Origin of the sequence: Burkholderia sp. AU16482 (assembly GCF_002223285.1) — a bacterium.
Lineage (GTDB): Bacteria > Pseudomonadota > Gammaproteobacteria > Burkholderiales > Burkholderiaceae > Burkholderia > Burkholderia semiarida.
In genome coordinates, this window is record NZ_NKEY01000004.1 from 465738 (window position 1) to 479533 (window position 13796).

13 protein-coding genes are annotated in these 13796 nt (G+C 66.3%); 11 read left to right on the forward strand and 2 right to left on the reverse strand.

Annotated features, from left to right (window positions below; translation table 11 throughout):
• Window positions 1-24: 24 nt before the first annotated feature.
• The 6 genes from CFB35_RS13815 to CFB35_RS13840 all read left to right on the forward strand — a co-directional run bounded on the left by CFB35_RS13815 (window position 25) and on the right by CFB35_RS13840 (window position 4584).
• Entirely contained in the window at window positions 25-948 is a 924-nt protein-coding gene (locus CFB35_RS13815) for a branched-chain amino acid transaminase (protein WP_059643070.1), read from the forward strand.
• Window positions 949-999: 51 nt separating this feature from the next.
• Window positions 1000-1194 carry a zinc-finger domain-containing protein gene (locus CFB35_RS13820; RefSeq protein WP_006482499.1) on the forward strand — a complete coding sequence of 65 codons (195 nt, stop codon included), beginning with the start codon at window positions 1000-1002 and terminating at the stop codon, window positions 1192-1194.
• A gap of 139 nt (window positions 1195-1333) precedes the next feature.
• Window positions 1334-2371, forward strand: coding sequence for a lipopolysaccharide heptosyltransferase II (gene waaF, locus CFB35_RS13825; protein WP_059578574.1), 1038 nt, complete (start codon window positions 1334-1336; stop codon window positions 2369-2371).
• 115 nt (window positions 2372-2486) lie between these two features.
• Window positions 2487-2933: a nuclear transport factor 2 family protein gene (locus CFB35_RS13830; RefSeq protein ID WP_006477934.1), complete on the forward strand. Its 447-nt coding sequence runs from the start codon at window positions 2487-2489 to the stop codon at window positions 2931-2933.
• Between the two features lie 33 nt (window positions 2934-2966).
• Entirely contained in the window at window positions 2967-4004 is a 1038-nt protein-coding gene (locus tag CFB35_RS13835; protein WP_059578575.1) for a hydrolase, read from the forward strand.
• Complete coding sequence (locus CFB35_RS13840) at window positions 3997-4584, forward strand: DUF2946 family protein (protein WP_059578578.1); 588 nt, start codon at window positions 3997-3999, stop codon at window positions 4582-4584. The genes CFB35_RS13835 and CFB35_RS13840 overlap by 8 nt, the downstream gene beginning before the upstream one ends.
• Before the next feature lie 39 nt (window positions 4585-4623).
• On the opposite strand, the gene CFB35_RS13845 is transcribed toward CFB35_RS13840, so the two are convergent.
• Complete coding sequence (locus CFB35_RS13845) at window positions 4624-6318, reverse strand: M48 family metalloprotease (protein ID WP_060011305.1); 1695 nt, start codon at window positions 6316-6318, stop codon at window positions 4624-4626.
• A gap of 271 nt (window positions 6319-6589) precedes the next feature.
• Here CFB35_RS13845 and moaC point away from each other — a divergent pair, with 271 nt between their 5' ends.
• From moaC to CFB35_RS13870, 5 genes are all read left to right on the forward strand, one after another.
• Window positions 6590-7078, forward strand: a complete 489-nt coding sequence (gene moaC / locus CFB35_RS13850) for a cyclic pyranopterin monophosphate synthase MoaC (protein WP_059643063.1) — start codon at window positions 6590-6592, stop codon at window positions 7076-7078.
• Between the two features lie 120 nt (window positions 7079-7198).
• Window positions 7199-9886 (forward strand): type VI secretion system Vgr family protein, encoded by a 2688-nt coding sequence (locus CFB35_RS13855; protein WP_089465112.1) that lies wholly within the window; start codon window positions 7199-7201, stop codon window positions 9884-9886.
• Complete coding sequence (locus tag CFB35_RS13860; protein WP_059578584.1) at window positions 9879-10745, forward strand: hypothetical protein; 867 nt, start codon at window positions 9879-9881, stop codon at window positions 10743-10745. The genes CFB35_RS13855 and CFB35_RS13860 overlap by 8 nt, the downstream gene beginning before the upstream one ends.
• A 79-nt stretch (window positions 10746-10824) precedes the next feature.
• Window positions 10825-11976 carry a hypothetical protein gene (locus CFB35_RS13865; RefSeq protein ID WP_059578587.1) on the forward strand — a complete coding sequence of 384 codons (1152 nt, stop codon included), beginning with the start codon at window positions 10825-10827 and terminating at the stop codon, window positions 11974-11976.
• Between the two features lie 70 nt (window positions 11977-12046).
• Entirely contained in the window at window positions 12047-13396 is a 1350-nt protein-coding gene (locus tag CFB35_RS13870; RefSeq protein ID WP_059578795.1) for a hypothetical protein, read from the forward strand.
• Window positions 13397-13419: 23 nt separating this feature from the next.
• On the opposite strand, the gene CFB35_RS13875 is transcribed toward CFB35_RS13870, so the two are convergent.
• On the reverse strand, window positions 13420-13770 hold the full coding sequence (locus CFB35_RS13875) for a TonB family protein (protein ID WP_059578589.1): 351 nt from the start codon (window positions 13768-13770) through the stop codon (window positions 13420-13422).
• Between the last annotated feature and the right edge of the window lie 26 nt (window positions 13771-13796).

Genomic DNA, 13796 nt, shown 5'->3' on the forward strand with positions numbered 1-13796 from the left:
CATCACCGCTTCCAGGAGAATCGTATGTCAATGGCCGACCGCGACGGCAAGATCTGGATGGACGGCAAGCTGATCGACTGGCGCGACGCCAAGATCCACGTCCTCACCCACACGCTGCACTACGGCATGGGCGTCTTCGAGGGCGTGCGCGCGTACAAGACGGCCGACGGCGGCACCGCGATCTTCCGCCTGCGCGAGCACACCAAACGTCTGCTGAATTCGGCGAAGATCTTCCAGATGGACGTGCCGTTCGACCGCGAAACGCTCGAAGCCGCGCAACTCGCAGTCGTGCGCGAGAACCAGCTCGAGTCGTGCTACCTGCGCCCGATCATCTGGGTCGGCTCCGAAAAGCTCGGCGTGGCCGCGAAGGGCAACACGATCCACGTCGCGATCGCCGCGTGGCCGTGGGGCGCGTACCTCGGCGAGGACGGCCTCGCGAAGGGCATCCGCGTGAAGACGTCGTCGTTCACGCGCCACCACGTGAACGTGTCGATGGTGCGCGCGAAGGCGTCGGGCTGGTACGTGAACTCGATCCTCGCGAACCAGGAAGCAACGGCCGACGGCTACGACGAAGCGCTGCTGCTCGACGTCGACGGCTACGTGTCCGAAGGCTCCGGCGAGAACTTCTTCCTCGTGAACAACGGCAAGCTGTACACGCCGGATCTATCGTCGTGCCTCGACGGCATCACGCGCGACACGGTCATCACGCTCGCGAAGGACGCCGGCATCGAGGTCATCGAGAAGCGCATCACGCGCGACGAAGTCTACACGGCCGACGAGGCGTTCTTCACCGGCACGGCCGCCGAAGTCACGCCGATCCGCGAGCTCGACAACCGCACGATCGGCAGCGGCGCGCGCGGCCCCGTCACGGAAAAGCTCCAGTCGGCGTTTTTCGATATCGTGTCTGGCAAGAACGCGAAGTACGCGCACTGGCTGACGAAGGTCTGAGCGCGCCGCGCCACCGACCGCCCCACACAAAGAGTGACAAGAGAAAGTCTCATGAGCGAAATCAAGGAAATGCCGCTGGTCGAGCTGACGGCCAAGGATCTCCCCGCCTACTGCCCGAACCCGGCCATGACGCGCTGGAACGCGCACCCGCGCGTGTTCATCGACGTGTCGCACGGCGAGGCGCGCTGCCCGTACTGCGGCACGCGCTACAAGCTGCGCGACGGCGAGGTCGTCAAGGGCCACTGAGCCCCGGCGCCGGGCCTCACGGCCCGCCGACCCGCAAGGCGGCGCAGCCGGACGCCCGGCGCGCCGCCCTTTCCCATTCTGGCAACCCGAACGCGGCGCCCGCGCGCCGTGCTTCATTACGACATCGGAAGTCGACCTGATGCGTCGAGCGCTGGTTATCGCACCGAACTGGATCGGTGACGCATTGATGGCGCAGCCGCTTTTTGCGCTGCTGAAGAAACTCCATCCCCGCATCGCGATCGATGCCGTCGCACCGTCGTGGGTCGCGCCCGTGCTCGAGCGGATGCCCGAGATCCACGATGTCCACGCGACCGATCTCGCGCACGGCAAGCTGCAGCTGCTGCGCCGCTGGCAGCTCGCGAGCGACCTGCGCGACGTCGGCTACGACGCGGCGTACGTGCTGCCGAATTCGCTGAAGTCCGCGGTGATCCCGTGGCTCGCGAACATCCCGCTGCGGATCGGCTATACGGGCGAGCACCGCTACGGGCTGCTGAACGTGCGGCACGCGAACCCCGACAAGTCGGGCGAGCGGCCGCCGATGACCACCCACTACGCGGCGCTCGCGTACGCGCCGGGCGCGAAGCTGCCCGAGTCGATGAAAACCCTGCCCGCGCCGCGCCTCGACGCCGACCTGAACGAGACGGCGCGCGTGTCCGCACGTTTCAATCTCGATACACGCAAGCCGCTCGTCGTGTTCTGCCCGGGCGCCGAATACGGCCCGGCCAAGCGCTGGCCGCCCGAGCACTTCGCGTCGCTCGCGACCATCGTCCACCAGTCGTTCCCGTATACGCAGATCGTCGCGCTCGGCTCGCAGAAGGACGCCGCGGCCGCGCAGGCGATCGCCGACCACGCGCCGAACGTGCGCAACCTGTGCGGGCAGACGTCGTTGTCCGAGGCGTGCGCGCTGATCGCGCGCGCGAACGCGGTCGTCACCAACGATTCGGGGCTGATGCACGTCGCGGCCGCGTTGCGCCGGCCGCTCGTCGCGTTGTACGGATCGACCGATCCGCGCCATACCCCTCCGCTGTCGGACCTGGCGAAGGTACAATGGTTACATCTCGAATGCAGTCCCTGCTTCGAACGCGAGTGCCCGCTCGGCCACCTGAAGTGCCTGCGCGAACTCGGTCCCGAGCAGGTATTCGGCGATTTGCGCGGCATGCTCGTCGGGCAGCGCTGACCCTGGCCGGCAGCGTCGCACGGCGCGCCGGGCAATCCGATTCACCGGTGTGCGGCGGCTCCATCCGGGCCGCCGCGCTGAATACGGCGCGCGACGCGCGCGAGAGACAACCCCGATGCCACGTTTTGCCCGCCTCTTCGAAGCCGCTGCCGATACGCTGAACGCCTACTACCAGGCCGTCGCGGATGCCAATCTCGACGCGCTGCTGGCGTTGTGGATCGACGAGGATTTCGCCAGCTGCGTATGGGCGGACGGCGAGCATCTGCACGGTCTCGACCAGATCCGCGGCGGGCTCGCCAACCGGCTCGCGACGCGCCCGGTCACGATCGAGCCGCTCGACATCCGCGTGTACGACAGCCTCGGCACGGTCGTCTATACGATCGCCGAAGCGCATCAGCAGGCCGACCTGACGGCCGAACCCGACATGGTTTTCGCGACGTACGTGATGATCCACGAACGTGGCGAGTGGCGGATCGCGCACATCCACGCGAGCCCGATTCCCGAACAGGCGGCCGGACAATTCGCCGCGAAGATCCGTCATGGGCAGGGTCCGCTGCACTGACGAAAAACGAAGCAACGCATTAGCGGGGCGATCATGAGTACGGCTTCTCCGCCCACCTCGCCGCTGACCGGGGCCCCGGCCCCCGCCGACGACACACTGCGCTATCGCGCACCGCGCTGGCTACCCAACAGCCATGTGCAAACCATCGTGCCCGCGCTGTTCGCGCGGCGTCCGGTTGTCGCCTACCGGCGAGAGCGATGGGAAACGCCCGATCACGATTTCATCGATCTCGACTGGGTCGCGCACCTCGACAGCGCGGCGCCGGCGCCCGACGCGCCGCTGTTCGTGCTGTTCCACGGCCTCGAAGGCAGCTCCGGCTCGCACTACGCGCTCGCGATGATGGCCGCCGCGCGCGCGAAGGGCTGGCACGCCGTCGTCCCGCACTTTCGCAGTTGCAGCGGCGAGATCAACCGCCAGCCGCGCTTCTACCATCTCGCGGACAGCGCCGAGGTCGACTGGATCCTGCGCCGGCTCGCCGGGCAGCATCGCGGGCCGCTGGTCGCGGCCGGCGTATCGCTCGGCGGCAACGTGCTGCTGCGCTGGCTCGGCGAGCATCGCAGCGACACGTCGATCGTGCGCGCCGCCGCCGCGATCTCGACGCCGATCGACGTGCACGCGGGCGGCCGCGCGCTGTCGCAGGGGTTCGCGATGGTCTACACGCGCAGCTTCCTGAAGACGCTGAAACGCAAGGGACTCGCGAAGCTCGAGCAGTATCCGGGGCTGTTCGACCGCGACGCGATGCTGCGGGCCGTGACGATGCGCGACTTCGACGAAGTCGTGACCGCACCGCTGCACGGCTTCGCGAACGCGGACGACTACTGGACACAGGCCACGACCCGCCCGCTGCTGCGCGCGATCGACGTGCCCACGCTGCTGCTCAACGCGCGCAACGATCCGTTCCTGCCCGAGTCCGCGCTGCCGGGCGCCGCCGACGTGTCGCCGGCCGTCGAGCTCGACCAGCCCGCGCACGGCGGCCATGCGGGCTTCATGACCGGCCCGTTCCCCGGCCGCCTCGACTGGCTGTCGGCGCGGGTGTTCGGTTATTGCTCGAAATTCGTCGACCATGGATGACATCGTCAGGCAGGCGCTCGCCAAATGGCCGAACGTGCCGCATTGCACCGGCTGGCTGCTGCTCGACCGGCGCGGCACATGGCGGCTGCGCGACGACGCGGCGCAGGCGGCCGGCGAGCTCGGCTCGCCGGTCCGGCATGCGGCGCTGAACGCGTTCATCGGCCGCAACTACGCATGCGACGCGCAGGGCCAGTGGTTCTTCCAGAACGGGCCGCAGCGCGTGTACGTCGAGCTCGCCTATACGCCGTGGATCGTGCGGCTCGCCGAACGCGACGGGCAGCTCGCGCTCACCGACCAGACGGGCGCCCCGTTCGAACCGGACGCAGCCTGGCTCGACGACGGCGGCGGCGTGCTGTTTCGCGAGGCCGGCACACCCCCGCGCATCGCGGCGCTGCACGACCACGATCTCGGGCTATTCGCCGATCACGCGGATTTCGATGCCGAGCCGCCCATGCTGCGTTGGCGCGACGGCCGCACGCTGCCGCTCGGCAGCATCGCCTGTGCCGACGTGCCTGCGCGGTTCGGCTACGTCGCGAGCCCGGCGCGCCACGCATGCGACGCCGCCGGCAGCAGCAACTGACCCGCCCCGGCGCCGTCGGCGTTCGCCCCGTGGCGGCCGCTACCCGCGGCCGTTCTTCTCGTCGTCGCGCTCTTCCTTGTAGCGCGCCTCGAACTCCAGCAGCCGCGCGCCGATGATCGACTGCTCGTAGAACGACACGTCCTTCGCATCGCGCGCTTCCTTCAGTTGCCGGATCGCCGACGGCCACGCGCCGTCGAGCGCCAGTTTCTCCGCCAGCGCCCGGCGCCGCGCGAGCACGTCGCCCTTGCCGTCGCTCGCCTTCGCGAGGTAATCCCACCAGTCCGGCTGTTCGGGGTCGGCCTTCGCTTGCGCCCGGGCGAGCGTCTGCGCTTCGGCGAAACGGCGCGCGGCGAGCAGCGCCTGCAGGTGCGCGACGATCGCCGCGTGCGACGCCGGCCAGCGCCGCTGCGCGAGCGCCGAGAGCCGCACCGCGTCGTCGGTGCGGCCCGCGCGGCGGGCGATGTCGGCGGCCAGCACGTCGAGGCTCGGCGAACTCGTCGCCGGATCGTCGTCGCGCCGCTCGCGCGCGTCGAACGCGCCGCGCGCCGACGCGAGCGCCTTGTCCGCCGTGTCGTACTGGCCGAGCAGCGTGTTCGCGAGCGCGATGCCGTACCAGTTCGCCGCGACGTTCGGCGCGGTGCGATCGTCGATCTCGAGCTGCATCCGCCGCGCCTCGGCCGAGATGTCGGTCGGCGCCCGGTTCTGCAGCACGCGAAGACGCGCACGCACGAACCCGTATTCGGCCGACTGGCGCGGCTGCCGGTACGGCGCGCGGCGCGCGCGATCTTCCATGTCGGCAATCCGCTCGCCGGTCAGCGGGTGCGTGCGCGCATAGGCCGGCACGCCCGCATCGCCCATCGACGCGCGGTCGAGCCGCTCGAAGAAGCCCGGCATCCCGTACGGGTCGTAGCCGGCCCCCGCGAGCAGCTGGAAGCCGACGCGATCGGCCTCCCGCTCGGCCGACCGCGAGAAGCGCAACTGGTTGTCGACCGCATACGCCTGCCCGCCCATCGCGATCGCGCTGCCGAGATCGCCGCTGCGCGCGAGCACGCCGGCCAGCACGCCGAGCAGCATCGTCGCCAGCGCCGTGTAGCCGGTCTTCTCGTTCGCGCCGATCATCCGGGCGATGTGCCGCTGCAGCACGTGGCCCATCTCGTGGCCGACCACCGATGCGAGCTCCGATTCCGTCTGCGTCGTCACCACCAGCCCGCTGTTGATCCCGATGAAGCCGCCCGGCATCGAGAACGCGTTGATCTGCGGATCGCGTACCGCGAACAGGTCGAAGTCCGGCGTGTAGCCGCCGATGTAGCGCGCGGCCGCCGCGGCCGCGAGCCGCGCCGCCATCGCGTTCAGGTAGTCGCGCACCAGCCAGTCGTCGAGATAGTCGGGATCGCGCCGCACTTCGCGCATCACGCGCTCGCCGAGCCGGCGCTCGGCTCGCGGCGTCAGCGAACCGCCGGAGCCATCGCCGAGATCGGGCAGCTCCAGTGCACGCAGCGGCGCGCGCAAGCTCGCGACGGGCGCCGACGCACCGGCCGCGCCCGAGAATCGGCTCTCCGCGCCGCCGTATGTACCGAACACGCCGGTCGCGATGCCGGACGGCACGGTGGAAATCGACGTCCCGCCGCCGGCCGCCGGCTCGAGCGGTGGCGCGGATGCGCTCTGAGCATGGCCGCCCGGCGGCAGCGCGAGCGCCGCCGACAGCGACACGGCAAGCAACTGTTTGACACGCATGGCAGGATGAAAACGACGCCGTCCCGCGCGAGCGGCGCGCATCGCGGCGTTTGGTCTGAATATTCGGGTCATTGTACCGGCGCCGCGACGACTGTCCCGTGCCGCGCGAGCGTCATCTGCGCCCCCGGCGACGCAGACGCCGCTGCTATGATAGGCGCCCGTCGCGAGGCTGGATCGGTTCGCCGCGTCGGCATGGGTTCCGGTACCCGGCCGATCGCGAAGCAGCGATCGACGGACGTGCGCACGCACTCCGTTCTCACAAGAGGAAGACATGTCAGGACTCACCCATTTCGATGCCGCCGGCCATGCGCACATGGTCGACGTCGGCGACAAGCAGGAAACCCGGCGCATCGCGATCGCGCGGGGCACGATCCGGATGCTGCCGGCCACGTTCGCGCTGATCCGCGACGGCAAGGCCAAGAAAGGCGACGTGCTCGGCGTCGCGCGCATCGCGGCGATCCAGGGTGCGAAGCGCACGGCCGACCTCATCCCGCTGTGCCACCCGCTCGCGCTCACGCGCGTGGCCGTCGACTTCGAACTCGACGACGCGCTGCCAGCCGTGCATTGCGTCGTGCAGGTCGAGACGTTCGGCCGGACCGGCGTCGAGATGGAAGCGCTGACGGCCGTCCAGGTCGGGCTGCTGACCGTCTACGACATGTGCAAGGCCGTCGATCGCGGAATGGTGATCACCGACGTGAGCGTGCGGGAGAAACGCGGCGGGAAGTCGGGGGATTGGAAGGCGGAAGACGCGGCGGGCTGAACGGCCGGGCGCGGCCGGCCCGCAAATTCGAGATAAAACCGTTTATCTCATACAATTACCGGATTCCGCACGAGAGAGCGTGCGAACCAGCAAAACAGCACAACAAAGCGAGCCCTGGTGATGAATTCGCAAGCGTCAAGAAGCGCGTTGCTGGCCGGACCGGTCCAGCACCAGCGCCTCGTCAAGCTGGATACCCCGCTCGGCCCTGACGTCCTGTTGCCGCAGCGGGTCACGGGCCGGTCGCGGCTCGGACGCCATTTCGAGTTCACCGTCGATACCGTCTCGGTCTCCGACGACGTCGAACTCAAGAAACTGATCGCGCAGCCGGTCACGCTGTGGATCCAGCAGGCCGACCAATCGTACGCGCCACACCACGGCTACGTGCATGCGGTCCGCCGGCTCGGATCGGACAGCGGCCTCACGCACTATCAGGTCGTTTTTGCGTCGTTCCTGCACTTCCTGAAGTTCCGCCGCGATCAACGCATCTGGCAGGACCGGTCGGCAGACGACATCATCGCCGACGTGCTGAACCAGCACCCGCAGGCCAAGGGCCGCTTCACGTTCAAGCTCTACCAGCCGCTGCCGTCGCGCTCGTTCTGCATGCAATACGAGGACGACTGGAATTTCGTCCATCGCCTGATGGAATCGGAAGGCCTGTACGGTTTCTGGGAACAGGACGACGACGGCAAGTCGCACCGGCTCGTCATCGTCGATCGCCTCGATGCATTGCCCGCGCTGTCGCCGGGAACCGTGCGCTTTCATCACGCGGGCGCGGGCGACGAAGCCGACACGCTCGTCCAGTTCGCCGGTACGCGCACGCTGCGAAGCGTCGCGCGCACTACTCGCACGTTCGACTACAAGCAGCCGCCCACTGCGTCGAATCCGAAGGCCACTCACACGCCGACGATCGCGAACCAGGGCGACCTGCCGGGGCAACTCGAAGTCTACGAATACACGGGTGCTTACACGTATCCCGAACAGTCGCGCGGCGACCATCTGTCGAAGATCTGGATGGAGGAACAGGAATCGCACGCCAAGCGCTTTCACGGTGTCGGCGGCGTGCGACGCATGGACGCGGGACGCACGTTCGAGTTCGCCGATCATCCCGAACACGACAAGGACGATGCCGGTCAACGCGAATTCGCCGTGATCGAGACGACGTGGGTCATCGTCAACAACCTGCCCGTGGCCGACGAGTCGGCCGTTTTCCCGCACAGCCTGCAGGCCGAGATCGGCCGCCTCATGCGGGCAACCGATACCGACCTGTCGCGCGTGCGGCATCCCGACGGCAGCGAGGGCTTCTTTCAGATCCGCATCGAAGCGCAGCGCACGACGGTGCCGTTCCGCAGCCCGTTCGAGCATGCGAAGCCGCCGATGCACCTGCAGTCGGCGATCGTCGTCGCCCCGCAGGGCGAAGAGGTTCACACGGACGAGCTCAACCGGGTCAAGGTCCGATTCCACTGGGACCGCTTGAACGACGGCGACGAAAAGGCGTCGTGCTGGCTGCGCGCCACGGCGTCCGATTCGGGGGACGGCTACGGCGCCGTTCACCCGCACCGCGCCGGCGAGGAAGTGCTGGTCGATTTCCTCGGCGGCGACTGCGATCGCCCGATCATCGTCGGCAAGGTCTATAACGGCGCGACGCGTCCGCAATGGCACAGCAACGGGCTCCTGTCCGGATACCGGTCAAAGGAATATGCGGGCGCCGGCTACAACCAGCTGGTGCTCGACGACGCGACCGCACAGAACCGCGTGCACCTGTACAGCAGCCAGGCCAACACGCACTTGCACCTCGGCTACCTGATCGACCACACGGGCAACAACCGCGGCAGCTATCTCGGCAGCGGCTTCGACCTGCGTTCCGACGCATACGGCGCGGTGCGCGCGAACCGCGGGCTGTATGTGACGACGCATCCGAAGCAGGCGGCAAGCCAGCCGCTCGACGTCGACGAGACGCGGGAGCAGCTCGTGCGCGCGCAAGGGCTGATCGACGCCATGTCGCAGGTCAGCGCGCAGCATCAGGGCGAATCGCTCGACGCCGGCCACACGGCGCTGAAACAGTTCAGCGATGCGACGCAGCACAGCGTGAGCGGCAGCAGCGCCGGCGGCAGGACCGCAGGTGGCGGAACCGGCTCGGCCAATGCGTTCAAGGAACCCGTGATGCTGTTCGGCAGCCCGGCCGGCATCGGGCTGTCCACGCAGCAATCCGCGCAATTTGCCGCGGACCAGCACATCAACCTCGTCAGCGGGCAAAGCACGCACGTCGCCGCCGGCAAATCGCTGATCGCCAGTGTCCTCGACCGGATCAGCCTGTTCGCGCAGAACGCTGGGATGAAGCTGTTCGCCGGCAAGGGCAAGGTCGAAGTGCAGGCGCAGGCGGACAACATCGAGCTGACCGCACAGAAGGCGCTGAAGCTGATCGCCGTCACGCAATCGGTCGAGGGCGCCGCGGCGAAAGAAATCCTGCTGACGTCCGGCGGCGCTTATATCCGCATCGCGGACGGCAACATCGAGGTGCACGCGCCCGGCAAGATCGACATCAAGGGCGCGCAGCATGCGTTCAGCGGCCCCACCCACCTGTCGCAAACGATGCCGACGCTGCCGAACTCCAGCGGCAACTACGACCAGGCGTTCATCGCGCACTGGGCCGGCACCGACATTCCGGTCGCGAACACGCGGTACCAGATGTTCTCGAACGGCAAGCTGATCTCGGAGGGCGTCACCAACGCGGCAGGCGAGACGGGGCTCACGCAGAGCCACGTGCCGCACGACGTCGTCGTCAAGTTTCTGGGGAAATCGAATGGCTGACGGACAACACGACAAGGTGCTCGGGACAGGTGCGGCGATGCTCACCCCGACGGGATACCAGGATCGGCCGAAGGTGCAGATCAACATCTGCGACAAGCATGTGACGCCGGCACCGAAATGGGTCGTCGGTACCTGCCCGTTTTACTATCGGCCGCTTCACGGCGAATACTGGGAGACGGTCCAGAAAGTCAGTATGTCGAGCATATGGGAAACCGTGAAGAAGTTCGCCACGTCATGGGATCCTTGGAAAGACAAGAAGGTCGCCCAGGAATTGCTGCATCGGCGCGAAAACCTGATCAAAACGGAAAGCACGGATTCCGACTGGTCGCGCCACGGCAACTTCATGATGCGTCATATCGGGTGCGGACATAAACCACCCGATTACTACGTTAGTTACGGCTACTACTATTGCTCCGACTATGGCAAGAATCTTTACCCTCGACTCAGCCGCCAAGGGAAAGCGTGGTTGAACAAAGCGCGGAAATTGCTTCAGGTCAACATGGAAGACGGCCTGAATCAGAACATGATGGGCGACACGATCCAGATGGCCAGTCCGACACCCGGAAACGGTAGCGTCGACATGACGTGGCCACAGTTCGAACTCGAAATGAACACAGAAAAGTTCAAGGAATTCGCATTCAAGACGCACCCGATGGCCTATCTCGACGGCGGATTGGCAGACCTGCCGATCATGGATCTAGTCAAGATCGGGATGCGCCCGAACATTCAGGAATGGGGCGACGGAAGAACGTGGGGACAGGCAGTCGATTCGGCCATCCCCGTGCTCAGGAACAAGGCCGACGCATGGGACGTCGATGATCCGGTCGGCAAGGCCCTCGGAAGGCTGCTGGTGAAGTGACATGCGAAAAAGCAAACAATGGCTTTTGATCGCGGGATGCGCGCTCGCTCTACCGATCGCTATTTACGGATATACGGAAATGACTTCAGGGTGGGAAACAGTATCGACCGAATTCATGCGCAACGAGAAGCCGTACGGTGCGGGCGCATTTCGCGTACAGCGCAACGACTTCATGTCATTGAAGGTCGCACGACCGGAACTCACGTTCAAGCCGGAAAGCGAGCAGAAGAACCCTGACGTCGCGGAGTTCGCCGAACCGTGGATGGACGATTCGAACCAACGGCTGAACCGATCGACCGTGAGTTTCCTGCGCGGCACGCTAGGCGGCAGCTCCGTGCGTCACTTTCAGGAACCGGGCCAGACCGCGTCATGGTGGTACTCGCCTGACTGGCGAATCCTGTACGTAAGCACCGGCTGGATGGATTACGCGGCACCGCGCCCCGGCGACGGAGCGGCCCCTCAGACGACCAAGCTCTGGAAGTCGAGCGATGGCGGTCAGCACTGGACCCAGCTCGAATGGCCGGCGAACCGCAACATCAACCGCTTGCTCTTCATAGACTCGCAACGAGGCTACGCCATCGGCTGGGGGCCGCACGTATGGCGAACGGCAGACGGCGGGCAAACGTGGCAGGAAATCACGGAGCCACCTGGTGCCGCCGTCCAAGGCAAGCCGCGCGGGACTTTCGACGGATCCAGCCTCGGTCCGGACGGCATATTGCGCATCGCCTATCAGGTCGAAAACGCCGAACATCGGCAACCGGCAGCCGTTGTCTGGCGGCTCGCGTGGAGTCAGCAGGATTTCGTCCGGGAAGCGGTGCTGCCCGGACAAGTTGTCGTCAGCCTCGAATCGCCACCGGCACCCGTCCGCAATTACGCGGTGTATGCGTTGTCGCGTACAAGCGGCGAATCCGGCAGTGGTCGTGGTGCGGGCGTCATTTCGACCTGGACCAGCGAGCATCCCGATCACATCCAGCAGCTGCATGCGTTCGACAGCTCGCTGACGCTCAACGGACTAAGCGCGGGTCGCAACGGCGTCCTGCTGGTTCACGCGACCGATCCGAACGTCGCGAACGGCGGTGGCGCGCCGATCGATCTGACCATCAGCAGCACCGACGGTGGGAAGACATGGCGGCAAACCGCCGACAAGGCTTCGCAGGGCGGCTACTTCGACCCGGAAACGAATACGCTCTATTCGGTGTTTGCCTACACACTTCGGAAACGGCAGTTCTGATCGCTACCAGACGCATTTGCCGTGGGCCGGGTCCGCAGAATCGGACGACGCCTGCGGCATGATCGGCCTCATGCCCTCTTCTCCATTGACTCCAGCCCACCCCGTGCGCAACCGGTCCAGAGCGAAGTGGCTGGCAGCCATCGCGATCGGCAGCATCGTAGTGATTCTGCTGTTCGAAAACACAGGCCCTCGATGGGAAACCGTTTCGTCGAAGGTGACGTGGCCCGACCGACCGGCGGGTGTAGGTGATTTTTACGTCACCGGCAATGAAATCATGTCGCTCACGGTCGCCGACCCTGTGGTGACGCTGAAGCCTCCCGGCGAGTGGAAGAATCCAATGGTCGCGGAACCCACCGAAGCGTGGATGAACAACGCAGCAGAAACCCTCAATCGGCGGACCGTAAATTTCTTCCGTGGCACCCTCGATCAAGGGCTGCAGCGCTTCTTGCAAGCGCCGGGCCAACACACGGCGTGGTGGCATTCGCGAGACGGTCAGGTCCAGGTCATCGGCGTCGGCCGGACTAGCTACACGGCGCCACATCCGGCAGACGGCCTCGTCTCGCAGCAAACCCGTGTCTGGAAATCGCTCGACGGCGGCCGTCACTGGTCACCGCTCGACTGGCCCGAGCACGAGGATATCGCTCAGTTGCTCTTCATCGACGCGCGACGCGGTTATGCGATCGGTCGGGGCCCGGCCGTGCGGCGAACATCCGACGGCGGCGTGTCCTGGCAGCGGATTGCACTACCGCCGGATGCAGCCGTCCGCGGTGCTCCCTGGCGCAGCTTCGCAGGAGTAAATCTTGGGCCCGACGGCACCCTGCGAGTGACCTACCCTGTCGACCGGTCGGCTACGGCCCCTGCCCGCAGCGTCGTATACCGACTCGCGCCAAATCAGCAGGCGTTCGTTCTCGATACCGTCTTACCTGACCAGACCGTCACTCGACTCGTGTCTGCGCCCGCCACGGCTGGCGGCTACGTGCTTTACACGCTGTCTCTCCTCGATAACGAGAGCGGCGAGGATACTGCACCGGATCGCGCACGCCGGACCGGCGTGCTTTCGACGTGGGCGAACACGCGCCCCGACCAAGTCCGGCAAGTGACGACGTTTGACAGGAAGCTCATCCTGAGCGGCCTCGACGTGGGCCGCGATGGCCTATTGCTCGTCTATGCGACCGACCCCGGGCAGGCAATCGATGATCCACCGATCCCCCTGATGATCAGCAGCACTGACGCAGGCAAGACCTGGAAGCAGAATATCGACGCGATCGTCTATCACACTCGGTATTTCAATCAGGATACGAACACGCTGTACTCGTTGCTCGATGAAAGACTGAGGAAACTGTCGTTCCCGGTCCGAAATAACCGTGCCTTACAAGACCGAATCCCGCTGCTACGACGGGAGACTCAATTCGATGAATAAATCACTGCGCCGCGCCGCGCTCGTCATTCGGCGCGCCGCGGCTCGAACACGAACGGTTGCGTGAGCAGGAACGGATTCGCCGTCGCGCCCGTCTGCGTGCAACTCGCGTGCGTCATCGCCTCGACGGCCGCGCGATCGGCCGCCGCATTGCGGCTGCTCGTCGTCACGGTCACGTTCTGCGCTTCGCCGGACGTCGTCATCAATGCGCGCACCAGCACGGTCGCCTGGCGCGTGAGCGGCTTCGCGGTATCCGGATAGACCGCGCGCGGAATGTGGCAGGTCAGCTTGCTTTCCTGCGACGACGTCAGCATCGCGCAGCCAGAAAACAGCATCGCGACGGCGGGCAGGATCAGGTAGGTTGAGCGGATAGCCATGGTCGAATATCGTTCTTGAGTACTGG

Bases quoted from the DNA above. Each gene is read 5' to 3' on its own strand.
- CFB35_RS13815 (WP_059643070.1), top strand. From the start codon at position 25: ATGTCAATGGCCGACCGCGACGGCAAGATCTGGATGGACGGCAAGCTG.
- CFB35_RS13820 (WP_006482499.1), top strand. From the start codon at position 1,000: ATGAGCGAAATCAAGGAAATGCCGCTGGTCGAGCTGACGGCCAAGGAT.
- waaF (WP_059578574.1), top strand. From the start codon at position 1,334: ATGCGTCGAGCGCTGGTTATCGCACCGAACTGGATCGGTGACGCATTG.
- CFB35_RS13830 (WP_006477934.1), top strand. From the start codon at position 2,487: ATGCCACGTTTTGCCCGCCTCTTCGAAGCCGCTGCCGATACGCTGAAC.
- CFB35_RS13835 (WP_059578575.1), top strand. From the start codon at position 2,967: ATGAGTACGGCTTCTCCGCCCACCTCGCCGCTGACCGGGGCCCCGGCC.
- CFB35_RS13840 (WP_059578578.1), top strand. From the start codon at position 3,997: ATGGATGACATCGTCAGGCAGGCGCTCGCCAAATGGCCGAACGTGCCG.
- CFB35_RS13845 (WP_060011305.1), bottom strand. From the start codon at position 6,318: ATGCGTGTCAAACAGTTGCTTGCCGTGTCGCTGTCGGCGGCGCTCGCG.
- moaC (WP_059643063.1), top strand. From the start codon at position 6,590: ATGTCAGGACTCACCCATTTCGATGCCGCCGGCCATGCGCACATGGTC.
- CFB35_RS13855 (WP_089465112.1), top strand. From the start codon at position 7,199: ATGAATTCGCAAGCGTCAAGAAGCGCGTTGCTGGCCGGACCGGTCCAG.
- CFB35_RS13860 (WP_059578584.1), top strand. From the start codon at position 9,879: ATGGCTGACGGACAACACGACAAGGTGCTCGGGACAGGTGCGGCGATG.
- CFB35_RS13865 (WP_059578587.1), top strand. From the start codon at position 10,825: ATGACTTCAGGGTGGGAAACAGTATCGACCGAATTCATGCGCAACGAG.
- CFB35_RS13870 (WP_059578795.1), top strand. From the start codon at position 12,047: ATGCCCTCTTCTCCATTGACTCCAGCCCACCCCGTGCGCAACCGGTCC.
- CFB35_RS13875 (WP_059578589.1), bottom strand. From the start codon at position 13,770: ATGGCTATCCGCTCAACCTACCTGATCCTGCCCGCCGTCGCGATGCTG.